The following is a 24,953-nucleotide window of genomic DNA, read 5'->3' as shown; positions in this document are numbered from 1 at the left end:
CTGCCGCTCGACTTGCATGTGTTAGGCCTGCCGCCAGCGTTCAATCTGAGCCATGATCAAACTCTTCAATTAAAGTTTTGTTGCTTCCGTCTTGCGACTTCAGCGGCTCAATGAATTCTGATTTTTTTGTTTCTAACTAAAGAAACAAACTGTACATATTACTATGAACACTCATTGTTACATTGATTTAAATTTTGACTGCCAACCCGAAGGCTAAGCAGTTTCGATTAACTCAACACCTGTGAGTGTCCACACAGATTTCTTGTTTTATCTTGTTAAAGAGCGTTGACCACATACCGTTACCGGCGGGTCGTGCTGATGCTTCATCAGCTCAGGGTCGTGCATTTTACGCATTTCCCGTTTCGCGTCAAGGAGTTTTTGCAAACTTTCTCAACACTCATCAATCAGTAAACTCATCGATGAACTGTCACATCAGGCTGCTTAACGCTGTCTGCCGTGTCAGTGGATGCGCATTATAGGCAGTGAAACTTTTTGTGCAAGGGCTTTTTAAATGAAAAAAGATCGCATGGCGATCTTTTAAACGATGGCGATTATTTTACATGCAAAGAGCCCATTAATTGGGCTTTTTACTGCCTTTATCGATAAAACCTTGGATTAGCGAGACGGCTTTTACGTCATCCCAATCAACATAAGATCGAACAAAGGCAATTAATTGACCCTGTTGATCAAGAATAAAGGTCGCAGGAATCGTGTCGAGCGGAAAAACGTTCCCAAGACTTTGTGGTTGATCGTAGTAAGAGTTGAAATTCGCCATACCTAATGAACTTAAGAACGGCTGAACCTGCTGCTTACCTTCTGCATCAATAGAGATAGGCAGTACGACAAAATCTTCAGTCTTGAACTTAGTTGCTAACCTTTCGATTGCAGGCAACTCTCTGACACATGGCGGACACCAAGTCGCCCACATGTTAACCATAATGATCTTGCCTTTAAATTGGCTAAAGTCGATAGCTTTACCATCGACATCATTAAAGGCAACAGGCTCAATAGGAAAAGTCTTTGGCAGTACATTAATCAAATCAACCGTTGATTCCATCGGTTTAGCCGTTTGCTGCATACCAGGGTACGCATGCGCGACCCCAGCAACAAATACCGAAAGAATGGATGACAACATGAATGCCGTTATGACTTTATGCTTCATTTTGTATTGCGCTTTAGCAAGGTATCTAACTCGCGCTGATCTTCTGCGCTAATTTCGTTCGGCACATTACCGCCAATACGTTGCTTACGAATGAAGATGAATCCAATCACTAGACCCAGAAGTAATAAACCAATAGGACCTAACCAGAGAATGTAGGTCTTGGTTTCCATCTTAGGTTTATAGAGAACAAACTCACCGTAACGACTGGTCATAAACTCGATGATCTCATCATCCCCTTTTCCTTCGTCAACCATCTTGAATACCTCAAGACGCAGATCTCGAGCAACGGGTGAATTGGAGTCGATCAAATTTTGGTTTTGACACTGTGGACAACGTAGTTCATGGGCCAAAGACAAACCGCGCTTTTGATTTTCAGGTGACTTGAATTCGTAAGTATCAACTGGTGTTGCCATGACGGCGGTCGTCATGCTGAACATCAGCACTAGACCACCTATGATTTTTATCAGCGTTCTCATGCTGCGCCATCCTTCGCTGCTTCAGCTTGTAATTGTTGGATCATAGGGTAAAGGGTTTCACTCCATACGCGTTGGTCTATTGGACCTGCATAACGGAAACGGATAATACCGTTGTGATCAACAATAAAACTCTCTGGAGCACCATAAACGCCAAGATCTAATCCTAAACGCCCATCTTTATCATAAATATTAACGTTGTAGGGATCGCCCTGACGTTTTAACTCTTCTAACGCAGGAACACGCTCATCACGATAGTTGATCCCGTAAATTGGCAAAAGATTTTTACGTTTTAGCATCACTAAGAAAGGATGCTCATATTTACAAGATGGACACCACGTCGCCCATACGTTAAGTAATGATACCTTACCTTTTAATTGCTCATTCGTTATGATCTCAGCCGGTGTTTCTAGGCGTTCCAGTTGGAAAGCCGGAATAGGCTTCCCTTCCAGTGCTGAATCCAATTGCTGCGGATTCAGAAATAACCCTTTATATAGAAACACCCCCATGGCGAGAAATATGACCAATGGGATAAACAGAACCAACTTCTTCATACATTCCCCAATTATTGAGCCGTTGCCAATTTTGCCTTTTCGGCCAAAGGCGCGACGGCTGCAGTGACTTTCGCACGGTAACGTTTATCCGATGCAGCGAAGAATCCACCTATCATCATGAAAATTGCCCCAAACCATAACCAACGCACGAACGGCTTATAGTTTAAACGAACCGCAAATTCAGTGCTGGTAATAGGGTCACCCATAGTCACGTACAAGTCACGGAATAGACCCCAGTCAATACCGGCTTCTGTCATATCCATAGTTCGCACATTATATTGACGACGATCGGGTTTTAGTAATGTCAGTAGCTCATCGCCCTTGTAGATCTCTATCTGTCCCTGCTGTGCAGTGTAGTTAGGACCCACTACGTTTTTGGTCTCGAGATACTTAAAAGTATAACCGGCGAGTTCTTGGCTTACACCAGGTCCCATACGAACACTTTTCTCAATCGAGTAATTTGACACCATAGTGGCACCAATCACAGAAACGGCAATACCGAGATGCGCGAAGATCATACCAAGCTGACTACGGCCCATGCGACTGATGCTGATATCACCTTCTTTCGACTTGACCATGTTATAGGCCGCTCTTGCGGTAGCCAGAATAATCCAAGCCGCGGCTGCAATACCAAAGGTAACCCAAATATTGAATACACCATCGACGATAAAAGGCGTCACAATACCGATAGCAGCAGCAATCATTGCTGGGATCAATAGCTGACGCTTAAGCTCGCCCGCTTTCGATTTTTTCCAGCGAATAATTGGACCAATACCCATAAAGCCAAATAGCACTAATACGATAGGCACGAACACCGCATTAAAGTATGGAGGTCCAACAGAGATTTTACCCATGCCAAGTGCATCGATGAGCAATGGATATAATGTACCCAATAGTACCGTACCTGCGGCAACCGTCAGTAGCACGTTACACACTAAGAGCATAGTTTCTTTAGACTTAAGCTCGAAACGGGCTGGACTACTCATTTCACTGGCACGTAAAGCAAACAGTGTTAATGAACCACCAACAGCTAAACCAAGTAACAACAGGATGAACATACCGCGGCTTGGATCGGCTGCAAATGAATGCACTGAGGTTAATACACCTGAGCGAACAATAAAGGTACCAAGCAAACTTAAAGAGAAAGCAAAAATAGACAGTAATACAGTCCAGTTACGGAAGGCGCCGCGTTTCTCAGTCACAATCAAAGAGTGAACAAGCGCAGTACCCACTAACCAAGGCATAAAAGAGGCGTTCTCAACGGGATCCCAGAACCACCAACCGCCCCAGCCTAATTCATAATAAGCCCACCAAGATCCTAGAGCGATACCGCCCGTAAGGAAGGTCCAAGCAGCCAATGTCCATGGACGAGTCCAACGAGCCCATGCAGAATCGAGACGGCCGCTCATCAGCGCAGCAATCGCAAATGCAAAGCTTACAGAGAAGCCCACATAACCTAAGTACAACATAGGAGGATGGAAGATTAATCCCACGTCCTGCAGCATTGGATTTAAGTCACGACCTTCGGCAGGGATCGGGAATAAACGTTCAAATGGGCTAGATGTGAGTAGCATAAACAAACTAAAGCCAATCACAATAAGAGCCAATACTGCCAGCACACGGGCAGTAAATACTTCTTCTAAACCTTTGCTAAACAAGGCAACCGCAGCCGCCCAAGTTGATAAAGCAAACACCCAAAATAACAGTGACCCTTCATGACCGCCCCATACGGCCGAGATCTTAAAGAAGATAGGTAACTGAGAATTTGAATGATGTGCCACATAGGCGACCGAGAAATCATCGACGGCAAAACTATAAGCCAGCACGACAACAGATAAGGTAATAAAAAAGAACATTCCGTACGTTAATGGCCAAGCGTACCTAACAAGGTATTGGTCTTTTCTGGCAACACCTATTAGGGGGACGCTGATTAATAAGAAGGCAAAAGCCACCCCTATTATCAACGCAAAGTGTCCAAGTTCTGGGATCATGGGTTTTCCTCAGTCTTCAATAATATGTTGATTTAGAAAGACTCTATCTCAACGCACAACATGCTATTCACGCAAATGCACGAAATTTTGCTCATTTTAGTATTTGCTATTGTTCCTGTCTGCCTCTTTCGTACAAAACTGGGTTACTTGTCTCATTCTCAATTTTAGAGGTCGATGAAAGTCACGGAAGAGGCTCAGTTCTGCATGTGACCGACAAATGACACTTAAGTTTCATACAAAATTTACAAGAAGAATCAATTTGTGAACCAGTGCCCAACTATAAGCTTTCAGCACTGGGATTACCTTATATTACTGTTCAATGAACAATCTTTACGTATAATCTTGCTTCCAAGCCTAGCGGTTACTCCGCTTTCTGCAAACTAAAGTGAATATAGAAACAATGACGACATTTTGGATTTTTATTGCGCTTGTTATGTTAGTCGGCCTGATGCTGATTTGGATCCCGCACTTCAGACAGCAAAAATTGCTGAAAACGGAAGAAGCTGGAGTTCGTAAACAAACGAACCTTGAATTGTTCAATGAGCGCTTAGGCGTTCTTGAAAAAGAATTAAGTGAAGAGCTACTCGATCAAGCCGAATTTGATGCATTGAAGAAAGAACTGGAAATCAGTCTACTCCAAGACATCAAACAAGCGAACGACGATTCACTGGTCAACCAAATAAAGCCAAAGACGATTCTGTGGCCGTCGATCATGTCAGTTTGTTTGATTGTCATCTCAGGCTATCTCTATCAACACTTAGGTGCCTTCGAGAATATTGATAGTGCTCAACAACCTGCAAATCCACATGCAGGAATGGATACGGCTCAAATCATGATGCAACGCGTGCAGATGATGGAGGCTCAAGTTAAAGCCGAGCCAGAAAACAGCCAACTGTGGTTTAGCTTAGGTCATGCTTATGTATCAGCAAACCAATACGATAAAGCGATTGCGGCTTTCGATAAAGTAATCGAATTAGTCGGGAAGCATGCAGAATTGCTCGGTCCAAAAGCAACGGCGATGTATTACAAAGCGGGTCAACAAATGACACCGCAAATCCAAGCTCTTATCGATGAGTCCTTAGCTATGGATGCCCAAGATCCTTCAACGCTACTGCTCGTGGGTATGGATGCTTTCTTTACTGCTGACTACAAGAAAGCCATCACCTCTTGGCAAACGATTTTAGATAGCGGTCGTGCCGACGTTGATCGTGCTGCTCTTATGAATGCAATCGAAACCGCTAACTTACGCATGCAGTCGGAAACCGCTGGCATGCCAAATGATGATGCACATAAGCAAGTCAAAGCGAGTGCTAAATCGGTCAATGTCACTATATCTATCTCTGCAGAACTTGCGGCTAAAGCCAGTCCAGAAGACACCATTTTCATCTTTGCCCGTGCAACTGAAGGACCTAAAGTCCCATTAGCTGCAACCAAAGTCAGTGCTAAGTCTTTCCCGATTACAGTGACATTAGATGACAGCAGCGGTATGGGTGGTGATGTGAAGTTAAGCGATGCAGCCAATGTGGAAGTGATCGCTGTGCTGTCTAAACAAGGTAATATCAAACCGCAAACGGGTGATATTCAAGGCAAGATCAGTAAAGTCGCCGTAGGCGATACAGCGAACCTAGTACTTGATACTCAAGTGCAATAAATCGCAGTTAATTGCAGATATAAAAAAACCGGCTTTCGCCGGTTTTTTTATATCTGAAAAATTACTTAGCTGTAGACATAAATTTGATAGCAGCTTTGTAATCATCATCAGTACAATCAGTACACATACCGCCTGGTGGCATAGCATTCAGACCAGTTTTCACACTCTTCACTAGAGCGTCAACACCCTTAGCTAAGCGTGGTTCCCATTCTGCAGCGTTGTGCACTTTTGGAGCACCAGCAACACCCATGCTGTGGCATACGGTACATGCCTTATTATAAATAGCCTCAGCATCTTGAGCTGAAGCGTTAACTGACATAGTCAAAGCAGCGACAGCAGTCATTGCTAACAGTTTTTTCATGTTCAATGTTCCTAATGCAAATACGTACAAAGCTCGGCGCCGCCCTTACTTAGGCAGACTCATTATAGCCGACTAAGATTACTACAAACTTCAAGAAATCTCATCTTTTTGTGATTAGAATCTCAACACAAAATGAATCAGGCGACAAGGATGACAAATTCGTTAATATATTAGCAAGTCGTAAAAAAGTTCGATAAATATTGCGGTTATTGGAACCACATCATATTGCTGACATCTAGTGCAAACCAAGAGTAAACCCCCAATAACGTTTGTGTTAGAATGACTTGTGTTTCCTTCCGGCTTGAGATAGAGGGTTCAGTGACAAATATAACTAAAGAAACCACATTAGTGTCAGCCAGCAAGCTGACCTGTATCCGCGAAGAACGTATCCTTTTTGATGAGTTAAGTTTTGATATAAATGCCGGTGACATTGTTCAGATTGAAGGCCCTAACGGCGCAGGAAAGACCAGTTTATTACGCATATTGGCGGGCCTTTCTCGCCCCTATGCCGGACAAACTTTTTACATTAATGAAGACATAAACCGTTGCCGCGATGAATACAATGAAGACCTCTTGTATTTAGGCCATTTAGCTGGCGTGAAATGCGAGCTGACTGCCGAAGAAAACCTTAATTTCAATTTAAGAATCAGTGGTTATGATGACTTTGATACGTCAGAGATTTTAGCCAAAGTCAATTTAACGGGCTTTGAAGAAGCTCTCGCGGGGCATTTATCCGCAGGCCAGCATCGCAGAACAGCGCTATCAAGATTGTGGCATAGCAACTGTAAAATTTGGATCCTTGACGAACCTTTTACTGCAATCGATAAAAAAGGCGTCGAAGAACTGGAGCAGTTATTTATTCAGCATGCGGATAATGGTGGCTGTGTGATACTCACAACTCACCAAGATATGGGCATTATCACAGATGATAGGCTTCGTAAAATTCGTCTCGATTATCGCTTCATATAAGGTCAGGCTCAATGAAAAGAGGCATCAGTTTTACCCAAGCATTTTTCACCTTGCTGCAGCGAGATCTTAAAATTGCTATTCGCCACCGCGGCGACATTTTTAACCCACTGCTATTTTTTATTATGGTCGTTACCTTGTTTCCGCTGGGAATTGGACCAGAGCCGCAAATGTTAGCACGTGTGGCACCAGGGATTATTTGGGTCGCCGCATTATTAGCATCAATGTTGTCACTTGAAAGGCTTTTCAAAGCCGACTTTAGTGATGGTAGCTTAGAACAAATGCTATTAAGTCCACAGCCATTAGCCATTCTCGTATTAGCTAAAGTGTTAGCCCACTGGATTTTAACTGGTGTGCCACTGATTATTATCGCACCACTGTTAGCGGTATTACTCAATCTAGACGGCAACAGCTACGGTGCGTTAATTTCGACGCTTGCGCTAGGCACGCCAGTATTGTCGCTGTTAGGTGCTATCGGTGTGGCATTAACCGTCGGTCTAAGAAAAGGCGGCGTGTTACTCAGCTTACTTATTTTGCCCCTATATATCCCAGTACTCATTTTTGCAACGAGTGCCATAGACGCGGCAGGAATGAATTTACCCTATGATGGTCAGCTCGCTATAATAGGCGCTATGCTGGTCGGATCGTTAACCTTAGCACCTTTTGCAATTGGTGCATCTCTGCGAGTGAGTACTAACTAAAATGTGGAAATGGTTACACCCTTACGCGGATCCTGAACGCGCATATAAATTATCAGGAACGTTATTTCCATGGTTTGCGATCTTAGCCGGTCTATTGATTGCTGTTGGCACTACATGGGGACTCGTCTTCGCGCCGACGGATTACCAGCAGGGAGATAGCTACCGTATTATCTTTATCCATGTTCCTGCCGCGTCTATGTCAATGGCGGCTTATATGGGTATGGCAACAGCGGCCTTTATCGGTCTAGTTTGGCAGATAAAACTTGCCGACTGGGCTGCAGCATCTATTGCTCCCATTGGCGCAGTGATCACCTTTATCGCACTCTTTACTGGAGCGGCATGGGGTAAACCTATGTGGGGTGCTTGGTGGGTATGGGATGCACGCTTAACTTCTGAGCTGGTATTACTATTCCTATATCTAGGTGTGATCTCGCTCTATGCCTCATTTGAGGATAAAGTGCTCGCAGCTCGTGCTGCAGGGATCTTAGCGATCGTCGGTGTGATCAATATTCCTATCATCAAATACTCTGTTGAATGGTGGAGCTCATTACATCAACCGTCGACAATACGCATTACCGAGAAATCGACAATGTCGACGGAAATGCTCTATCCACTGTTAATTAACATACTGGGCTTCGGTCTTATGATTGGCGCCATCACTATTGTTCGTTTTAGAGCAGAAATTTTAGCAAGAAATGGCATGCGCCCTTGGGTCCGTGAACTAGCTAAAGCGGAGGAGGTCAAATGATGCAATTCGATTCAATCAGTGATTTTTTTAATATGGGCGGCTATGCATTCTATGTATGGCTATCCTACGGAGTGACCTTCTTCTGCCTCTCTACGCTCATCATTACCAGCGCACGCCAAAAGCGTAAGGTGTTAATTGATATCGCGAAGAAGATGGATAGAGAAGAACGCCTAAAAGAAACTAGGAGTACTAAATCGTGAACCCAAGACGCAAAAAAAGACTGACATTAGCTGTAGCATTAATCGGTGGCGTTGCTGCGATTACTTCGCTTTTGCTCTATGCGCTGAACTCCAACTTGAACTTATTCTATACTCCGTCTGAAATTGTCCACGGCAAGACAGACACTGGCGTAAAACCTGAAATTGGCCAACGTATTCGTGTCGGCGGAATGGTGACGGTAGGTTCTATGGTGCGAGATCCCAAAAGCTTGCATGTCGAATTTGCAGTACATGACTCCCTCGGCGGTGAAGTACTGGTCACTTATGACGACCTATTGCCCGATCTTTTCCGTGAAGGACAAGGCATTGTTGCTCAGGGTGTACTGGGTGCTGATGGCAAACTAGAAGCAACTGAAGTACTCGCTAAGCATGATGAAAACTACATGCCACCAGAAGTCGCTGAAGCCATGGGCCAAAAGCACGAAAAGTTAGATTATAGCCAGCAAAAGGCACCTGATACTAAGTAGGTTATTGATGGATCAGCAATAGCGTACAAACTAAGCCTCCTAGCTTAATAACTAGTGAGGCTTTTTTATTATCTGAATATGCACAATTAAAGGTGGACTATACTCTAGGCAGCGCCAATACCTAAGACTGCATATGATTCAAATAAGACAACTAAACTCTAGTTTGCAACACATTCTAAGCTTCCTAATTATCTGCTTGATAGGTCTCTCTCATGAAGCCAATGCTGCTAAAGTTGTTGTTATCGAAAGCTACCATCATAGCTATCAATGGGACCAAGAATACTATCAAGCGATTTATGACACGCTCAGCCCTCACCATGATGTTAGTTATTTCGAGATGGATACCAAACGCTTACCCCAAGAGCAATTTGCTGAACGGGCTGACTTAGCATGGAAATACATTCAACAACAAGCACCTCAATTGGTTATTCTCGCCGATGATAATGCGGTTAATCTCTTACACCAGCGCCTAAATGACAGCCTAATCCCAGTAGTCTATTTAGGGGTGAATATGAATCCTAGAGAATATCATCTCAATGAACACAAACGCTTCACAGGCGTCATTGAGAGACCACTATTACGACGTTCACTACTGCTCATTCAACGTTTACTACCGCAAACTGTGCACAGAAAAATCTTAGTTCTATTCGACCAAGGAGTCACCTCTGACTCAGCGGCTGAATACATCAGTAAACAACACTCAAGCATGTTAGGCGATATCGAAGTTAATTTAGTGCAATTGTCACAGCTAACGGATTGGCAGCGGAATGTATTGACCGCGAAGGAACAGGGTTATAACGCTATAGTCGTGGCGCTATACCACACAGTTAGAGATGCAGATAACAGCTCAGTAGATGCAGATCAGCTCCTAAAATGGATATCTGAACATACTCCGGTACCGAATTTTGGGTTTTGGGGATTTAGTGTCTCTGCTGAAGGCAATATTGGTGGCTATGTTCTCGATGGCTATCATCATGGCAAGATTGCAGCGAATATGGCGACAAAAATACTCGGCGGCGAGAAACCCGAAAATATTTTCCCAGTAACAGATGATCTTGGAAAATACATGTTTAGCCAGAAAGGCTTAGCTAAATGGAATATCGTCCTCCCAAAAGAAATCGAGAAAAGCACACTTTGGGTAAAATAGTAAAAAAGGCATAAAAAAGCCGGGCTAATGCCCGGCTTTTTAAAAGTGTAACCTTAATTACTCAGCAGCTTCAACATCAACAGCTTGAGCAGCTTCTGGGCGACCAACTAGCTCGATGTAAGCCATAGGGGCTTTATCACCAGCACGTAAACCGCACTTAAGGATACGGGTATAGCCACCAGGACGTTCCTGGTAACGTGGACCCAACTCAGTAAATAACTTACCAACGACTTCAGCGTCGCGAGTACGTGCAAACGCTAAACGACGGTTTGCAACGCTGTCACTCTTAGCAAGTGTTATCAGAGGCTCAACTACGCGACGCAGTTCTTTCGCTTTAGCCACAGTTGTCTTGATGATCTCATGACGAACTAGTGAACCGGCCATGTTGCGAAACATGGCTTGGCGATGACTGCTGTTACGGTTTAGTTGACGACCACTCTTACGATGGCGCATGACCTAATCCTTATAACCTAAATCTGTACAAACCTGAGACTTATAGGTCGTCTGCTAAACTAGCTGGAGGCCAGTTTTCCAAACGCATACCTAACGACAGTCCGCGAGAAGCTAAAACATCCTTAATTTCAGTAAGAGATTTCTTACCTAAGTTCGGGGTTTTCAGCAACTCAACTTCAGTGCGCTGTACCAGATCTCCGATGTAATGAATCGCTTCGGCTTTCAAGCAGTTAGCCGAACGTACAGTTAGCTCTAAATCGTCGACAGGACGCAGCAGAATCGGATCGAATTCCGGTTTCTCTTCTTTCAGCTCTGGCTCAGTCACGTCACGTAACTCTACAAACGCATCTAGCTGTTCAGCCAGAATAGTTGCAGAACGACGGATAGCTTCCTCAGGATCGATAGTACCGTTTGTGGTCATATCGATAACGAGTTTATCTAAGTCAGTACGCTGTTCTACACGTGCTGCTTCTACATTGTAGGCAATACGTGCAACTGGCGAGAAAGAAGCATCAACCAGCAAGCGGCCGATTGGGCGATCATCGTCTTCGGTCTGTGCACGAGCAGATGCTGGTACATAACCACGACCACGCTCAACGCGAATACGCATGCTGATATCATTGTTACCTGTCAGATGACAGATAATATGATCAGGATTCACGATAGTGACATCACCATCATGCGTGATATCTGCTGCGATGACAGGGCCTGCGCCGGACTTGCTCAACGTAAGCATAGCCTCGTCTTTACCCTCGATGGTCACTGCTAACCCTTTCAGGTTTAACAAGATCTCAAGGATATCTTCTTGAACGCCTTCCTTACTGCTGTATTCGTGCAGTACACCGTCAATCTCGACTTCGGTAACCGCGCAGCCGGGCATAGACGACAATAGGATGCGACGCAACGCGTTACCTAAAGTGTGGCCGAAACCACGCTCAAGTGGTTCCAATGTAACCTTGGCACGTGTTGAGTTAACCTGCTCGATATCAACGAGACGCGGTTTAAGAAATTCTGTAACAGAACCCTGCATTGTGTCCTCTCTTGTTTGTTAGCCTTACTTAGAGTAAAGCTCGACGATCAGCTGTTCGTTAATTTCCGCAGACAAATCGCTACGTTCTGGAACGCGCTTGAAAGCACCTTCCATTTTCGCGTTGTCGACTTCAACCCATGTAGGCTTCTCGCGTTGAGCTGCCACTTCTAAAGCCGCTTTAATACGAGCTTGAGTACGTGACTTCTCGCGGATGCTCACAACATCATTCGCAGACACTTTGAATGATGGAATGTTAACAACACGACCGTTAACCATAATAGATTTATGGCTTACTAGCTGACGTGATTCTGCACGAGTTGCACCGAAGCCCATACGATAAACAACGTTATCAAGACGGGTTTCTAAAAGCTGAAGCAGGTTTTCACCTGTGTTGCCTTTAGTACGTGCAGCATCTTTGTAATAGTTACGGAATTGTTTTTCTAACACACCGTAAATACGACGAACTTTTTGTTTTTCGCGTAACTGAGTACCGTACTCTGACAAACGTGGCTTACGAGCGCCATGTTGTCCAGGTGCAGTTTCCAGTTTACACTTTGAATCGATTGCTCTCACACCGCTTTTTAAGAAAAGGTCTGTACCTTCTCGGCGGCTGAGCTTGAGCTTGGGACCCAAGTATCTTGCCATGATCTTTCTCCAACTATCCTAATGAAACGGCGTTATACACGACGCTTTTTAGGAGGACGACAACCATTATGAGGGATCGGCGTCACATCGGTAATGTTGGTAATTTTATAACCAACAGCGTTCAGCGCACGAATGGCTGACTCACGACCTGGACCTGGACCCTTCACAAACACTTCAAGGTTTTTTAAACCGTAGTCTTGAGCAGCAGCACCTGCACGCTCAGCAGCCACCTGTGCAGCAAATGGAGTAGATTTACGTGAACCACGGAAACCTGAACCACCTGAAGTAGCCCATGACAACGCATTACCTTGACGATCTGTAATGGTGACAATAGTGTTGTTGAAAGAAGCATGGATATGAGCCATGCCATCTGCAACCTGTTTACGTACGCGCTTACGCGGAGAACGTGACGGAACTTTAGCCATTGCTTTACCTTCCCGTTACTTTCTAATAGGTTTACGTGGACCTTTACGCGTACGCGCATTGGTCTTAGTACGTTGCCCACGGAGAGGCAGGCTACGGCGATGGCGGAGACCACGATAACAACCAAGATCCATAAGACGCTTGATGTTCATTGAAATCTCACGACGTAAGTCACCTTCTACTAGGTATTTGGCGACTTCTTCGCGTAGTGTGTCTATTTGAGCTTCGCTCAATTCCTTGATCTTAGCAGTTTCAGCGATTGCTGTAGCCGCGCAGATTGCTCTAGCGCGAGTACGGCCGATGCCGAAAATTGCAGTCAATGCGATGACTGTATGCTTTTGATCAGGAATGTTAATGCCAGCGATACGGGCCACTATGCACTCCTTAAAGTTAAAGGCCAACTGCGAAAAGCCCGAAAGGATACTCGACAGTCGACAGATTTGCAAACAAAATTTTGTTCAGCCCAATTCATGGGCTGAACAAATTACTTTTTAGCCTTGACGCTGTTTGTGTTTTGGTTCAACACAGATAACGCGTACAACGCCACTACGCTTGACGATCTTGCAGTTACGGCAGATCTTCTTCACGGAAGCTCGAACTTTCATTTCATCACTCCGTAAAGCTACTTAGCGACCAAAGCGATCTAAATTCGCTTTGTTAACTAGGTTAGCTTTCTTCATCACAGACTCATACTGATGAGACATCATATGCGTCTGAACCTGAGCCATGAAGTCCATGATTACGACTACCATAATTAGTAGTGAAGTACCGCCGAAATAGAACTGTACTTTCCACGCAATTAACATGAACTCCGGAATTAAGCAGATAAAGGTTATGTATAACGCGCCTGCCAATGTCAAACGGGTCATAACTTTATCAATGTAACGCGAAGTCTGTTCTCCAGGACGGATCCCAGGGATGAATGCACCACTCTTCTTCAAGTTATCTGCTGTTTCACGTGGGTTAAACACCAACGCAGTATAGAAGAAACAGAAAAAGATAATCGCTGTTGCATATAATAATGAGTAAAGCGGTTGTCCAGGTGACACAGCCAGTGAAAAATCACTCAACCATGACATGGACTCATTTTGACCGAACCACTGAGCCAGTGTTCCAGGAAACAAAATGATGCTTGACGCAAAAATTGGCGGAATAACACCTGCCATGTTTATTTTCAGCGGTAGATGGGTACTTTGCGCAGCGAACACCTTACGGCCTTGCTGACGCTTAGCATAGTTAACGACGATTCGACGCTGACCACGTTCCACAAACACTACAAAATAAGTCACTGCAAACACAATTACCGCGAGCAACAACAATACTAACACATTCAAGTCACCTTGACGCGCCTGCTCAGCCGTTTGGCCGATAGCGGAAGGTAATCCAGCAACAATACCTGCGAAAATCAAAATCGAGATACCATTACCTATACCACGTTCGGTAATTTGCTCACCTAGCCACATAAGGAACATAGTTCCTGTTACTAAGCTCACAACCGCAACAAAGTAGAATCCAAATCCAATGTTGACCACAAGGCCTGGCACTAAGTTTGGTAACCCGGTTGCAATACCGACCGACTGGAATGTACCCAGCACTAAGGTACCCCATCTGGTATATTGACTGATTTTCTTACGTCCTGATTCGCCTTCTTTTTTCAATTCAGCGAGTGCAGGATGTACGACAGTCAACAGTTGCATGATAATCGATGCCGAAATGTACGGCATAATACCTAATGCAAAGATAGAGGCACGCTCAAGGGCACCACCCGAGAACATGTTAAACATGCCAAGGATGGTTCCACTTTGCTGAGCAAACAGCTCTGCTAATACAGCTGCGTCAATACCAGGAATTGGCACAAACGAACCGGCTCTAAAGACGATAATCGCACCAATCACGAACAGGAGGCGAGCTTTCAATTCAGAAAGTCCACCTTTCGCGCTTTTTAAATCAAGTCCTGGTTTTGCCATCGACGTATTATTCCTCGATCTTACCGCCGGCAGCTTCAATAGCTGCACGTGCACCTTTGGTTACCTTCAGACCTTTAACAGTCACAGGGCGCTCAATGGTACCTGAAAGAACAATTTTCGCAAACTGGATGTTGCGAGTTATTACGTTCGCATCTTTCAGAGCGTTTAAGTCGATAACATCACCGTTAACTTTTGCCAGTTCGAGTACACGAACTTCAGCTGTTACCATAGCGCGACGCGAGGTAAAACCAAATTTAGGTAAACGGATTTTCAGTGGCATTTGACCACCTTCGAATCCTGGGCGTACACCGCCACCAGAGCGAGACTTTTGGCCTTTATGACCACGACCCGCTGTTTTACCTAGACCTGAGCCCATACCACGGCCTACACGCTTTGGTGCATGCTTAGAGCCTGCAGCTGGAGATAGAGTATTTAAACGCATCTATTAATCCTCCACCTTAACCATGTAGTAGACCTTGTTGATCATACCGCGAACAGAAGGAGTATCTTCTAATTCAACAGTGTGACCAATGCGACGCAAACCAAGACCCGTTAGGGTTGCACGGTGCTTCGGTAAACGACCGATACCGCTTTTAGTTTGAGTAACTTTTACAGTTTTAGTTGCCATGGTGCATTACCCCCGAATTTCGTCAACATTCAGGCCACGCTTAGCTGCGATTTGCGAAGGTGACTTCATGTGCACCAATGCATCGACAGTCGCGCGAACGATGTTGATCGGGTTAGTAGAACCGTATGCTTTTGACAGAACGTTATGCACGCCTGCTACTTCCAATACGGCACGCATTGCGCCACCGGCAATAATACCAGTACCTTGTGATGCAGGTTGCATGTACACAAGTGAACCAGTATGACGACCTTTAACTGGGTGATGCAGAGTACCTGCATTCAACTCAACGGTCACAATGTTACGACGAGCTTTTTCCATCGCTTTTTGAATCGCGGCTGGAACTTCACGTGCTTTGCCATAGCCATAGCCAATCTTACCGTTACCGTCACCCACTACTGTCAGTGCTGTGAAGCTAAAGATACGACCGCCCTTAACTACTTTAGAAACACGATTAACTGCAATTAATTTCTCTTGCAGATCGTCTTTTTGCTGAGCTTCTAATTTAGCCATTTTATAACCCCTTAGAACTTCAGGCCAGCTTCACGAGCTGCATCTGCTAAAGCAGCTACACGACCGTGATACTTGAAACCAGAACGATCGAACGCAACTGAAGTTACGCCTTTTTCGATCGCGCGCTCAGCAACAAATTTACCTACTGCTTTCGCTGCGTCTACGTTACCGGTACTCTTCAGTAGCTCTTTAACCGCTTTTTCTACGGTTGAAGCAGCTGCCAACACCTGAGCTTCAGGATTGATCACCTGAGCATAAATGTGACGCGGTGTACGATGTACAACCAGACGGTTCACGCCCAGCTCTTGGATCTTCTTACGAGCGCGAGTAGCGCGACGTAAGCGAGATGTTTTCTTATCCATATCGCGTTACCTACTTCTTCTTAGCCTCTTTACGGCGTACTACTTCGTCGTCATAGCGAACACCTTTGCCTTTGTATGGCTCTGGTGGACGATATCCGCGAATCTCAGCAGCGACTTGGCCAATTAACTGTTTATCAACGCCACGTAGGACGATGTCAGTTTGGCTAGGGCACTCTGCAGTAACGCCTGCGGGCAGTTTGTGTACTAACGGATGAGAGAAACCTAAAGTAAGGTCAATATCAGCACCGACGAGTTTCGCACGGTAACCAACGCCAACTAACTTTAACTTACGCTCAAAACCTTGAGATACACCAACAACCATGTTGTTTACTAATGCACGAGTTGTACCAGCCTGTGCCCAAGCGTTAACAACGCCTTCAACAGGGAGGAACTTAACTACGCCGGCTTCAATAACAACATTGACCGCATTGTTGATCACTCGAGTCAGACTACCTTTTCCGCCTTTGACGGTAAGGGTCTGTTCGTTCAAGGTCACCTCTACGCCAGCTGGAATAGATACTGGTGCTTTTGCTACACGAGACATTCCTAGCTCCTTAAGCTACGTAGCAGATAACCTCGCCACCCATGCCTGCAAGGCGGGCGGCACGATCAGTCATCAAGCCTTTAGAAGTGGACACAATTGCGACACCCAGACCGCCCATCACCTTTGGAAGTTCGTTTTTACCTTTGTAAATACGAAGACCAGGGCGACTTACACGCTGGATAGTCTCAACGACTGGTTGGCCTTGGAAATACTTTAAAGTAACTTCCAGTTCAGGCTTGGCTTCATCTGCTACGGCGTAATCAGCAATATAACCTTCATCTTTAAGTAGTTTCGCAATTGCGACTTTCAACTTAGCTGAAGGCATCTTCACTGATACGTGGTTAGCAGCTTGGCCGTTACGAATACGGGTTAACATATCCGCAATAGGATCTTGCATGCTCATATTAGCTTACTCCGTGACAAGTGCTTACCAGCTGGCCTTACGCAGGCCAGGAACTTCACCACGCATGGTTGCTTCACGTAATTTGATACGGCTTAAGCCGAATTTACGTAAGAAGCCATGAGGGCGACCAGTTTGATTACAACGATTGCGTTGACGCGCAGCGCTGGAATCACGTGGTAGAGCTTGCAGCTTAAGAACCGCATCCCAACGATCTTCGTCAGAAGAAGCTGGACTTGCAATGATAGTCTTAAGAGCCGCACGCTTTTCAGCGTACTTGGCCACGAGCTGTGCACGTTTAGCTTCACGTGCTTTCATTGATGTTTTTGCCATTACGCTACCCTTATTTCTTGAATGGGAAGTTAAAAGCGTCTAACAAAGCACGACCTTCTTCATCATTCTTCGCAGTAGTAGTGATAACAATATCCATACCACGAATCTTATCGATTTTATCGTAATCGATTTCTGGGAAGATGATCTGCTCACGCACGCCCATTGCGTAGTTACCACGGCCGTCAAACGCTTTAGCGCTTAAGCCACGGAAGTCACGAATACGTGGGATTGCGATATCGACTAAACGCTCTAAGAATTCCCACATACGCTCACCGCGTAGGGTCACTTTACAGCCAATAGGGTAGCCTTCACGGATTTTAAAACCAGCAACTGACTTACGAGCTACAGTCACAACTGGCTTTTGACCAGCGATTGCAGTCATATCACGGACAGCATGGTCCATGATTTTCTTGTCTGCAACAGCTTCGCCAACACCCATGTTCAGGGTGATTTTCTCAATCCGAGGGACTTGCATGACACTGGTATAACCGAACTTTTTAGCAAGTTCAGCGACAACAGTCTCTTGGTATTTATCATGCAGTTTCGCCATCGTTTACTCCAATTACTTAACGAGTTCACTGTTCGATTTGAAGAAACGAACTTTTTTGCCGTCTTCAAAGCGGAAACCAACGCGATCAGCTTTGCCAGTGGCAGAGTTGAAAATCGCTACATTTGATGCTTGTATCGGTGCTTCTTTCTCAACAATACCGCCAGCTACGCCCAATTGTGGGTTTGGCTTTTGGTGTTTTTTGACAAGATTGATGCCTTCAACAATCAATTTACCAGTAGGAAGGACTTGAGAAACTTTTGCACGTTTACCCTTGTCTTTACCTGCTAATACAATCACTTCGTCTTCACGACGTATTTTAGCTGCCATTTTGAAGCTCCTTACAGTACTTCTGGTGCCAGCGAGACAATTTTCATAAATTGCTCATTACGCAATTCACGTGTCACTGGTCCAAAGATACGAGTACCAATCGGCTGCAGGTTGTTGTTCAAAAGAACAGCTGCATTCCGATCGAAGCGAATGACAGAACCGTCTGGACGACGTACGCCTTTCTTAGTACGGACTACCACCGCGTTATACACATCGCCTTTCTTCGCTTTAGCGCGAGGAATCGCTTCTTTAACAGAAACTTTGATGATGTCGCCGATACCGGCATAACGACGATGAGAGCCACCCAAGACCTTAATACACTGAACTCTGCGTGCGCCGCTGTTACAAGCAACGTCAAGAGTCGATTGCATTTGGATCATTTTAAGTGCTCCGCTATCGTTACTACACAATTCCCACTATGGGACAATAAAAACACTCATTTTTGCTATTAATTTAGTCAAAAATGGCGCGCAAATATAACACCATAAAAGTGGAATGTATAGTATTAAAAAACAAACGGCCCCACATTCTGGAGCCGTTTACCTAAATACCTAATTAACTTAGGCCTTTGATACTACTTCAACCAGGGTCCAAGACTTAGTCTTAGACAAAGGACGACATTCGCGAATCGCTACTAAATCGCCTTCATTGCACTGATTCGTTTCGTCATGTGCATGGATCTTTGTCGTACGCTTAATGTATTTCCCATAAATTGGGTGTTTCACTTGGCGTTCGATAGCAACAGTAATGGACTTGTCCATTTTGTTGCTAGTTACACGACCCTGCAAAGTACGGATTTTATCAGACATTATGCACCCGCCTTAGAAGTAATAATGGTCTTAACGCGCGCAATGTTACGGCGCACCAATTTCAGTTGATTAGTCTGAGTCAACTGACCAGTGGCGTGTTGCATACGCAGGTTGAACTGCTCACGCAGCAGACCAAGTAGTTCAGCGTTCAGTTCTTCAACGCTCTTTTCTCTCAGTTCGCTCGCTTTCATTACATCACCGTCTTAGTTACGAAGGTAGTCTTAATTGGAAGCTTGGCAGCAGCCAAAGCAAACGCTTCACGAGCGATCACTTCAGAAACACCATTCATCTCATAAAGAACCTTACCAGGTTGAATCTGACATACCCAGTATTCAACGTTACCTTTACCTTTACCCATACGCACTTCAAGAGGCTTAGAGGTAATCGGCTTGTCCGGGAAAACTCGAATCCAAATTTGTCCCTGACGCTTAATGTGACGTGTCATGGCACGACGTGCAGATTCGATCTGACGTGCAGTTAAACGGCCACGGCCGACTGCTTTCAGACCAAAAGTACCAAAGCTAACTTCGGTACCGTTCGCTAGACCGCGGTTGCGGCCTTTGAACATCTTGCGAAACTTCATACGTTTAGGTTGCAGCATTGCCGGCTCTCCTATTTACCACGAGGCTTGCGCTTAGGTTGCTGCTGCTTCGGCTCTTCAATCTGTGGCAGCATTCCGTCTAGAACTTCACCTTTGAAGATCCAAACTTTAACGCCAATCACACCGTATTGGGTGTGACTTTCAGATGTAGAATAGTCGATATCAGCACGCAAAGTATGTAAAGGTACACGACCTTCACGATACCACTCATCGCGCGCAATCTCAGCTCCGCCTAAACGGCCACTAACTTGTACTTTGATACCTTGAGCACCAATACGCATTGCGTTTTGAACTGCGCGCTTCATAGCACGACGGAACATTACGCGACGCTCTAATTGCTGTGCAATTGAGTCAGCAACTAACTTGGCATCTAGCTCAGGTTTACGGATCTCAGCGATGTTAATTTGAGCAGGAGTGCCAGCAAGTTTTGACACTGCAGCACGCAATACTTCAACGTCTTCACCTTTCTTACCGATCACAACACCTGGACGGGCAGTGTGAATGGTAACGCGGATGCTTTTCGCTGGACGCTCGATAACAATCTTAGATACTGAAGCAGCTTGTAATTTCTCTACAAGAAACTTACGCACTTCCCAGTCGCTGTTCAGGTTACTTGCGTAATCTGATTTATCTGCGTACCAGGTAGAGATCCAAGGCTTGGTGATACCCAGACGGATACCATTAGGATGTACTTTCTGTCCCATTGCTCTCTCCTAGCGATCTGATACAACCACAGTAATGTGGCTGGTACGCTTCATGATACGATCAGCGCGGCCTTTAGCACGTGGCATGATACGCTTCATAGTTGGGCCTTCATCTACGAAGACGGCTCCGACTTTAAGCTCATCAATATCCGCGCCTTCGTTGTGTTCGGCGTTTGCGATAGCTGAGTCAAGTACTTTTTTAACCAGTACGGCGGCTTTCTTGGGGCTGAAAGTCAAAATTTCGAGGGCCTTAGCAACAGGCAATCCACGAATTTGATCAGCAACCAGACGGGCCTTCTGCGCAGACGTACGGGCAAAACGATGTTTAGCTAAAACTTCCATCTTATTCCTCCCGTATTAACGCTTCTTCGCTTTCTTATCTGCAGCATGGCCGCGATAAGTGCGAGTTGGTGAAAATTCACCAAGTTTGTGGCCGATCATTTCGTCAGTTACGAACACAGGAACGTGCTGACGACCATTATGGACAGCGATGGTCAAACCAATCATATTTGGAATGATCATAGAGCGACGTGACCAAGTCTTAATAGGCTTTTTGTCACCGGCTTCCATCGCTTTCTCTACCTTCTTCAGCAAGTGCAGGTCAATGAAGGGACCTTTCTTGAGAGAACGTGGCATGGCGAATCCTCTTACTATTTATTACGACGACGTACGATGTACTTGTCAGTGCGCTTGTTACTACGAGTTTTATAACCCTTAGTTGGCACACCCCATGGAGTCACTGGGTGACGACCACCAGAAGTACGGCCTTCACCACCACCGTGTGGATGGTCTACTGGGTTCATTGCAACACCACGCACTGTAGGACGTATGCCTCTCCAGCGCTTAGCACCTGCTTTACCTAACTGGCGTAGCATGTGTTCGGCATTACCAACTTCACCAAATGTCGCGCGGCAATCAACTGGCACTTTACGCATTTCGCCAGAGCGAAGACGTAGAGTGGCATATGCGCCATCACGAGCAACAACTTGTACATAAGCACCTGCAGAACGAGCGATCTGAGCACCTTTACCAGGCTTCATTTCAACTGCGTGAACTACAGAACCTACTGGGATGTTGCGCAGTGGCATAGCGTTACCGGTTTTGATCTCGGCAGCAACACCAGACTGGATCTTATCGCCAGCTTGCATGCCTTTGGCAGCAAGAATATAACGACGCTCACCATCCGCATACAATACTAACGCGATGTTAGCAGTACGGTTTGGATCGTATTCCAGACGCTCAATCTTTGCAGGGATACCATCTTTATCGCGTTTGAAGTCGATTAGACGATAATGCTGCTTATGACCACCACCTACGTGACGGACAGTGATACGGCCAGTATTGTTACGGCCACCACTTTTAGATTTTTTCGCCAACAAGCCAGCAAAAGGTTTACCCTTGTGCAGGTCAGTGTTCACCACTTTAACTACGTGGCGACGACCTGGAGAGGTTGGCTTACACTTAATAACTGCCATGATAATTCTCCTTTGCTTACTCAGCGCCGCCGACGAAATCGATGTCAGCACCAGCAGCTAGAGTCACATAGGCTTTTTTCCAATCGCTACGACGACCAGTACGGCCACCAGTGCGTTTAGTTTTGCCTTTGCTCACTAAAGTGCGAACTGAATCAACTTCAACTTCAAATAGCTTAGCAACAGCAGCTTTAATTTCAGCTTTAGTTGCATCGATAGCTACGCGGAAAACAACAGTGTTGTGCTTCTCAGCGTTCACAGTGCTCTTTTCAGAGATATGTGGAGCGAGAATAACTTTTAGCAAACGTTCTTCGCGGATCATCATGCTAGCATCTCCTCGATTTGCTTCACTGCGTCAGCAGTCACAAGCACAGTGTTGAAGGCGATCAGACTCACTGGGTCTAGACCCGCTACATCACGAACGTCAACCTTGTACAAGTTACGAGCTGCTAAGAATAAGTTCTCATCAACTTCTGCAGTCACAATCAGAACGTCTTCAAGGTTCATTGCTTTCAATTTAGCTTTCAGCTCTTTAGTTTTAGGAGCTTCAACACCGAAAGATTCAACAATAACCAAACGCTCTTGACGTACCAATTCAGACAGAATGCTTCTCAGCGCGCCGCGGTACATCTTTTTGTTAACTTTTTGGCTGTGATCTTGGGTTTTAGCAGCGAATGTTACGCCACCGCCACGCCAGATTGGGCCTTTAACAGAACCAGCACGAGCACGGCCAGTTCCTTTTTGGCGCCAAGGCTTTTTGCCTGAGCCAGTTACTTCCGCACGAGTCTTTTGAGCACGAGTGCCCTGACGCGCGTTTGCAGCGTATGCTACAACTACCTGATGAACCAGTGCCTCGTTAAAGTCACGGCCGAAGGTAGTTTCGGAAACTTCAAGAGCGCTTTGCGCGTCTTTCAATACCAATTCCATTACTATCTCCTCAGACCTTAAGCTTTAACGGCAGGCTTGATAATCAAGTCGCCATTGGTAGCGCCAGGAACAGCGCCACGGACTAGTAGCAGGTTACGCTCAACATCTACACGAACAACAACTAGATTTTGAGTAGTAACACGCTCGGCACCCATATGGCCTGACATTTTTTTGCCTTTGAATACGCGACCAGGCGTTTGGTTCTGACCGATAGAACCATTCGAGCGGTGCGACAAAGAGTTACCGTGAGTCATATCTTGAGTACGGAAGTTCCAACGCTTAACGCCGCCTTGGAAGCCTTTACCTTTTGATTGACCAGTAACATCAACTTTCGCTACGTCTGCGAAAATATCAACATTTAGCTCAGCACCAACTTCAATGCCCTCGCCTTCACCGTCTACCAAACGCATTTCCCACAAACCACGACCGGCTTCAACGCCGCTCTTGGCAAAGTGACCTGCTTCTGGTTTAGTGATGCGATTGGCTTTTTTGGTGCCAGTTGTAACTTGAAGTGCACGGTAGCCGTCAGTTTCTAAAGTTTTCACTTGAGTAACACGGTTTCCTGCAACTTCAATTACAGTAACTGGTATTGAAACACCATCTTCAGTGAAGATGCGAGTCATACCAACTTTACGACCAATAAGACCGATAGCCATCTCTCAAACCTCTTCTTACTAGGATCTCAATTAACCCAAGCTAATCTGTACGTCGACACCAGCCGCAAGATCTAAACGCATTAACGCGTCAACAGTCTTTTCAGTTGGCTCTACGATGTCAACCAGGCGCTTGTGTGTACGTAATTCGTACTGGTCACGAGCATCTTTATTAACGTGCGGAGAGATCAAAATGGTATAACGCTCTTTGCGAGTAGGTAGTGGAATTGGACCACGAACCTGCGCGCCTGTACGCTTAGCAGTTTCAACGATTTCCGCTGTAGACTGATCAATTAAGCGATGATCAAATCCCTTTAAGCGGATACGGATTCTTTGGTTCTGCATTGACCAGAGCTCCTAAAATGGACATATAAAAAATCACCCTCTAGCTTCTTCAATATAGAAAAGCAGAGCGAGATGATTTAACCGTTCGACTCCCAATCGGAGCCGCTATGATAATGATTAACTTCAGCGACTAATCATTTAATTCGTCAACCTAAGTCGACGAGGGGGCCATTATACCTATCTAAATCCGGATATCAAGCCCGCTGTGTAAATAGTCATCAAATAACTATTTAACTTCAGAGTGGCGAGCATTTTACACAAATTTGTGAATAAAACCAGCCCTCAAACAAAAAAGGAAGCCGAAGCTTCCTTTTCAAACTAATCTCTATCGCAATTAAGCGATGATTTTAGCTACTACACCAGCACCAACTGTACGACCACCTTCACGGATTGCGAAGCGTAAACCTTCGTCCATCGCGATTGGGCAAATCAGAGTCACTACCATTTTGATGTTATCGCCAGGCATTACCATCTCTACGCCTTCTGGCAGTTCGATAGTACCGGTTACGTCAGTTGTACGGAAGTAGAACTGTGGACGGTAGCCTTTGAAGAATGGAGTGTGACGTCCGCCTTCTTCTTTTGACAGAACGTAAACTTCTGATTCAAAAGTCGTGTGTGGGTTGATTGAACCTGGTTTAGCCAATACTTGACCACGTTCTACGTCATCACGCTTAGTACCACGTAATAACACACCACAGTTCTCGCCTGCACGACCTTCGTCAAGCAGTTTACGGAACATTTCTACACCAGTACACGTTGTTTTAGTCGTTGTGCGAACACCAACGATTTCAACTTCGTCACCCACTTTAACAATACCACGCTCAACACGAC

41 protein-coding genes and 1 rRNA gene are annotated in these 24,953 nt (G+C 45.3%); 7 read left to right on the top strand and 35 right to left on the bottom strand.

Annotated elements, in window-relative coordinates:
• The 5 genes from KFE26_RS21210 to KFE26_RS21190 form a co-directional block, all read right to left on the bottom strand.
• Positions 1–72, bottom strand: a 16S ribosomal RNA gene (locus tag KFE26_RS21210); the annotation flags it as partial.
• 502 nt (positions 73–574) lie between these two features.
• Positions 575–1,162, bottom strand: coding sequence for a TlpA family protein disulfide reductase (locus tag KFE26_RS21205; protein ID WP_113941593.1), 588 nt, complete (start codon positions 1,160–1,162; stop codon positions 575–577).
• Positions 1,159–1,638: a heme lyase NrfEFG subunit NrfF gene (nrfF, locus tag KFE26_RS21200; RefSeq protein WP_105251045.1), complete on the bottom strand. Its 480-nt coding sequence runs from the start codon at positions 1,636–1,638 to the stop codon at positions 1,159–1,161. Before nrfF ends, KFE26_RS21205 begins: the two co-directional genes overlap by 4 nt.
• Entirely contained in the window at positions 1,635–2,189 is a 555-nt protein-coding gene (locus tag KFE26_RS21195; RefSeq protein WP_105251044.1) for a DsbE family thiol:disulfide interchange protein, read from the bottom strand. The genes nrfF and KFE26_RS21195 overlap by 4 nt, the downstream gene beginning before the upstream one ends.
• Before the next feature lie 11 nt (positions 2,190–2,200).
• Positions 2,201–4,180: a heme lyase CcmF/NrfE family subunit gene (locus KFE26_RS21190; protein ID WP_105251043.1), complete on the bottom strand. Its 1,980-nt coding sequence runs from the start codon at positions 4,178–4,180 to the stop codon at positions 2,201–2,203.
• A gap of 400 nt (positions 4,181–4,580) precedes the next feature.
• Between KFE26_RS21190 and ccmI the strand changes: the two genes are divergently transcribed.
• Complete coding sequence (gene ccmI, locus KFE26_RS21185; RefSeq protein ID WP_168827730.1) at positions 4,581–5,831, top strand: c-type cytochrome biogenesis protein CcmI; 1,251 nt, start codon at positions 4,581–4,583, stop codon at positions 5,829–5,831.
• Positions 5,832–5,892: 61 nt separating this feature from the next.
• Here the strand turns inward: ccmI and KFE26_RS21180 are convergent, their stop codons facing one another.
• Complete coding sequence (locus KFE26_RS21180; RefSeq protein ID WP_105251041.1) at positions 5,893–6,192, bottom strand: c-type cytochrome; 300 nt, start codon at positions 6,190–6,192, stop codon at positions 5,893–5,895.
• Positions 6,193–6,510: 318 nt separating this feature from the next.
• On the opposite strand from KFE26_RS21180, the gene ccmA reads away from it, so the two are divergent.
• From ccmA to KFE26_RS21150, 6 genes are all read left to right on the top strand, one after another.
• Positions 6,511–7,161 (top strand): cytochrome c biogenesis heme-transporting ATPase CcmA, encoded by a 651-nt coding sequence (gene ccmA, locus KFE26_RS21175; protein ID WP_131525727.1) that lies wholly within the window; start codon positions 6,511–6,513, stop codon positions 7,159–7,161.
• A gap of 11 nt (positions 7,162–7,172) precedes the next feature.
• A complete protein-coding gene (gene ccmB / locus KFE26_RS21170) occupies positions 7,173–7,859 on the top strand; it encodes a heme exporter protein CcmB (protein WP_006079706.1) in 687 nt (228 codons plus the stop codon).
• Position 7,860: 1 nt separating this feature from the next.
• A complete protein-coding gene (locus KFE26_RS21165) occupies positions 7,861–8,607 on the top strand; it encodes a heme ABC transporter permease (RefSeq protein ID WP_105251039.1) in 747 nt (248 codons plus the stop codon).
• Positions 8,607–8,807, top strand: coding sequence for a heme exporter protein CcmD (gene ccmD, locus KFE26_RS21160; protein WP_105253042.1), 201 nt, complete (start codon positions 8,607–8,609; stop codon positions 8,805–8,807). Before KFE26_RS21165 ends, ccmD begins: the two co-directional genes overlap by 1 nt.
• Positions 8,804–9,292, top strand: a complete 489-nt coding sequence (gene ccmE, locus KFE26_RS21155) for a cytochrome c maturation protein CcmE (protein ID WP_105251038.1) — start codon at positions 8,804–8,806, stop codon at positions 9,290–9,292. The genes ccmD and ccmE overlap by 4 nt, the downstream gene beginning before the upstream one ends.
• Positions 9,293–9,488: 196 nt before the next feature.
• Entirely contained in the window at positions 9,489–10,439 is a 951-nt protein-coding gene (locus KFE26_RS21150; RefSeq protein WP_249195865.1) for an ABC transporter substrate-binding protein, read from the top strand.
• 57 nt (positions 10,440–10,496) lie between these two features.
• Here the strand turns inward: KFE26_RS21150 and rplQ are convergent, their stop codons facing one another.
• The 29 genes from rplQ to KFE26_RS21005 all read right to left on the bottom strand — a co-directional run.
• Entirely contained in the window at positions 10,497–10,892 is a 396-nt protein-coding gene (gene rplQ, locus KFE26_RS21145; protein WP_006083573.1) for a 50S ribosomal protein L17, read from the bottom strand.
• 40 nt (positions 10,893–10,932) lie between these two features.
• Positions 10,933–11,922, bottom strand: a complete 990-nt coding sequence (locus KFE26_RS21140) for a DNA-directed RNA polymerase subunit alpha (RefSeq protein ID WP_006083574.1) — start codon at positions 11,920–11,922, stop codon at positions 10,933–10,935.
• 24 nt (positions 11,923–11,946) lie between these two features.
• Positions 11,947–12,567, bottom strand: a complete 621-nt coding sequence (gene rpsD / locus KFE26_RS21135) for a 30S ribosomal protein S4 (RefSeq protein ID WP_006083575.1) — start codon at positions 12,565–12,567, stop codon at positions 11,947–11,949.
• A gap of 32 nt (positions 12,568–12,599) precedes the next feature.
• Complete coding sequence (gene rpsK / locus KFE26_RS21130; RefSeq protein WP_006083577.1) at positions 12,600–12,992, bottom strand: 30S ribosomal protein S11; 393 nt, start codon at positions 12,990–12,992, stop codon at positions 12,600–12,602.
• A gap of 15 nt (positions 12,993–13,007) precedes the next feature.
• The gene (gene rpsM / locus KFE26_RS21125) at positions 13,008–13,364 is read right to left on the bottom strand and encodes a 30S ribosomal protein S13 (protein WP_011787581.1); all 357 of its coding nucleotides are present in this window, start codon (positions 13,362–13,364) and stop codon (positions 13,008–13,010) included.
• Between the two features lie 117 nt (positions 13,365–13,481).
• Positions 13,482–13,595, bottom strand: coding sequence for a 50S ribosomal protein L36 (gene rpmJ, locus KFE26_RS21120; RefSeq protein ID WP_006083579.1), 114 nt, complete (start codon positions 13,593–13,595; stop codon positions 13,482–13,484).
• A gap of 21 nt (positions 13,596–13,616) precedes the next feature.
• Positions 13,617–14,957 carry a preprotein translocase subunit SecY gene (gene secY, locus KFE26_RS21115; RefSeq protein ID WP_007644459.1) on the bottom strand — a complete coding sequence of 447 codons (1,341 nt, stop codon included), beginning with the start codon at positions 14,955–14,957 and terminating at the stop codon, positions 13,617–13,619.
• Positions 14,958–14,964: 7 nt separating this feature from the next.
• The gene (rplO, locus tag KFE26_RS21110; protein ID WP_006083581.1) at positions 14,965–15,399 is read right to left on the bottom strand and encodes a 50S ribosomal protein L15; all 435 of its coding nucleotides are present in this window, start codon (positions 15,397–15,399) and stop codon (positions 14,965–14,967) included.
• A gap of 3 nt (positions 15,400–15,402) precedes the next feature.
• Positions 15,403–15,585, bottom strand: coding sequence for a 50S ribosomal protein L30 (rpmD, locus tag KFE26_RS21105; protein WP_006083582.1), 183 nt, complete (start codon positions 15,583–15,585; stop codon positions 15,403–15,405).
• A gap of 6 nt (positions 15,586–15,591) precedes the next feature.
• The gene (gene rpsE / locus KFE26_RS21100; protein ID WP_006083583.1) at positions 15,592–16,095 is read right to left on the bottom strand and encodes a 30S ribosomal protein S5; all 504 of its coding nucleotides are present in this window, start codon (positions 16,093–16,095) and stop codon (positions 15,592–15,594) included.
• 11 nt (positions 16,096–16,106) lie between these two features.
• A complete protein-coding gene (gene rplR, locus KFE26_RS21095; RefSeq protein WP_006083584.1) occupies positions 16,107–16,457 on the bottom strand; it encodes a 50S ribosomal protein L18 in 351 nt (116 codons plus the stop codon).
• Positions 16,458–16,467: 10 nt separating this feature from the next.
• A complete protein-coding gene (gene rplF / locus KFE26_RS21090; protein WP_105251036.1) occupies positions 16,468–17,001 on the bottom strand; it encodes a 50S ribosomal protein L6 in 534 nt (177 codons plus the stop codon).
• Positions 17,002–17,011: 10 nt separating this feature from the next.
• Positions 17,012–17,404: a 30S ribosomal protein S8 gene (rpsH, locus tag KFE26_RS21085; protein WP_006083586.1), complete on the bottom strand. Its 393-nt coding sequence runs from the start codon at positions 17,402–17,404 to the stop codon at positions 17,012–17,014.
• A gap of 24 nt (positions 17,405–17,428) precedes the next feature.
• Complete coding sequence (gene rpsN / locus KFE26_RS21080; protein WP_006083587.1) at positions 17,429–17,734, bottom strand: 30S ribosomal protein S14; 306 nt, start codon at positions 17,732–17,734, stop codon at positions 17,429–17,431.
• Positions 17,735–17,744: 10 nt separating this feature from the next.
• On the bottom strand, positions 17,745–18,284 hold the full coding sequence (gene rplE / locus KFE26_RS21075) for a 50S ribosomal protein L5 (RefSeq protein WP_006083588.1): 540 nt from the start codon (positions 18,282–18,284) through the stop codon (positions 17,745–17,747).
• Positions 18,285–18,296: 12 nt separating this feature from the next.
• Positions 18,297–18,611 (bottom strand): 50S ribosomal protein L24, encoded by a 315-nt coding sequence (gene rplX / locus KFE26_RS21070; protein ID WP_006083589.1) that lies wholly within the window; start codon positions 18,609–18,611, stop codon positions 18,297–18,299.
• 11 nt (positions 18,612–18,622) lie between these two features.
• Positions 18,623–18,991, bottom strand: a complete 369-nt coding sequence (gene rplN / locus KFE26_RS21065) for a 50S ribosomal protein L14 (protein ID WP_006083590.1) — start codon at positions 18,989–18,991, stop codon at positions 18,623–18,625.
• Between the two features lie 180 nt (positions 18,992–19,171).
• Positions 19,172–19,420 (bottom strand): 30S ribosomal protein S17, encoded by a 249-nt coding sequence (gene rpsQ / locus KFE26_RS21060; RefSeq protein ID WP_006083591.1) that lies wholly within the window; start codon positions 19,418–19,420, stop codon positions 19,172–19,174.
• Positions 19,420–19,611 carry a 50S ribosomal protein L29 gene (gene rpmC, locus KFE26_RS21055; protein ID WP_006083592.1) on the bottom strand — a complete coding sequence of 64 codons (192 nt, stop codon included), beginning with the start codon at positions 19,609–19,611 and terminating at the stop codon, positions 19,420–19,422. The genes rpsQ and rpmC overlap by 1 nt, the downstream gene beginning before the upstream one ends.
• Positions 19,611–20,021 carry a 50S ribosomal protein L16 gene (rplP, locus tag KFE26_RS21050; RefSeq protein ID WP_006083593.1) on the bottom strand — a complete coding sequence of 137 codons (411 nt, stop codon included), beginning with the start codon at positions 20,019–20,021 and terminating at the stop codon, positions 19,611–19,613. Before rplP ends, rpmC begins: the two co-directional genes overlap by 1 nt.
• An 11-nt stretch (positions 20,022–20,032) precedes the next feature.
• The gene (gene rpsC / locus KFE26_RS21045) at positions 20,033–20,725 is read right to left on the bottom strand and encodes a 30S ribosomal protein S3 (protein ID WP_006083594.1); all 693 of its coding nucleotides are present in this window, start codon (positions 20,723–20,725) and stop codon (positions 20,033–20,035) included.
• Between the two features lie 9 nt (positions 20,726–20,734).
• On the bottom strand, positions 20,735–21,067 hold the full coding sequence (rplV, locus tag KFE26_RS21040; protein ID WP_006083595.1) for a 50S ribosomal protein L22: 333 nt from the start codon (positions 21,065–21,067) through the stop codon (positions 20,735–20,737).
• Between the two features lie 15 nt (positions 21,068–21,082).
• On the bottom strand, positions 21,083–21,361 hold the full coding sequence (gene rpsS / locus KFE26_RS21035; protein WP_006083596.1) for a 30S ribosomal protein S19: 279 nt from the start codon (positions 21,359–21,361) through the stop codon (positions 21,083–21,085).
• 14 nt (positions 21,362–21,375) lie between these two features.
• A complete protein-coding gene (gene rplB, locus KFE26_RS21030; protein WP_006083597.1) occupies positions 21,376–22,200 on the bottom strand; it encodes a 50S ribosomal protein L2 in 825 nt (274 codons plus the stop codon).
• A 16-nt stretch (positions 22,201–22,216) separates the two neighbouring features.
• Entirely contained in the window at positions 22,217–22,519 is a 303-nt protein-coding gene (rplW, locus tag KFE26_RS21025) for a 50S ribosomal protein L23 (protein WP_025008843.1), read from the bottom strand.
• Positions 22,519–23,124, bottom strand: a complete 606-nt coding sequence (gene rplD / locus KFE26_RS21020) for a 50S ribosomal protein L4 (protein ID WP_113941598.1) — start codon at positions 23,122–23,124, stop codon at positions 22,519–22,521. The genes rplW and rplD overlap by 1 nt, the downstream gene beginning before the upstream one ends.
• Before the next feature lie 17 nt (positions 23,125–23,141).
• Positions 23,142–23,780, bottom strand: coding sequence for a 50S ribosomal protein L3 (gene rplC / locus KFE26_RS21015; RefSeq protein WP_006083600.1), 639 nt, complete (start codon positions 23,778–23,780; stop codon positions 23,142–23,144).
• Positions 23,781–23,810: 30 nt separating this feature from the next.
• Positions 23,811–24,122, bottom strand: coding sequence for a 30S ribosomal protein S10 (gene rpsJ, locus KFE26_RS21010; RefSeq protein WP_006083601.1), 312 nt, complete (start codon positions 24,120–24,122; stop codon positions 23,811–23,813).
• 334 nt (positions 24,123–24,456) lie between these two features.
• Positions 24,457–24,953: EF-Tu/IF-2/RF-3 family GTPase (locus tag KFE26_RS21005; protein WP_249195863.1), on the bottom strand; the 497-nt coding region annotated here is incomplete at its 5' end.

Origin of the sequence: Shewanella sp. M16, assembly GCF_018224605.1 — a bacterium.
GTDB classification, from domain to species: Bacteria; Pseudomonadota; Gammaproteobacteria; order Enterobacterales; family Shewanellaceae; genus Shewanella; species Shewanella oncorhynchi.
This window is presented reverse-complemented; position numbering and strand designations above follow the sequence as displayed.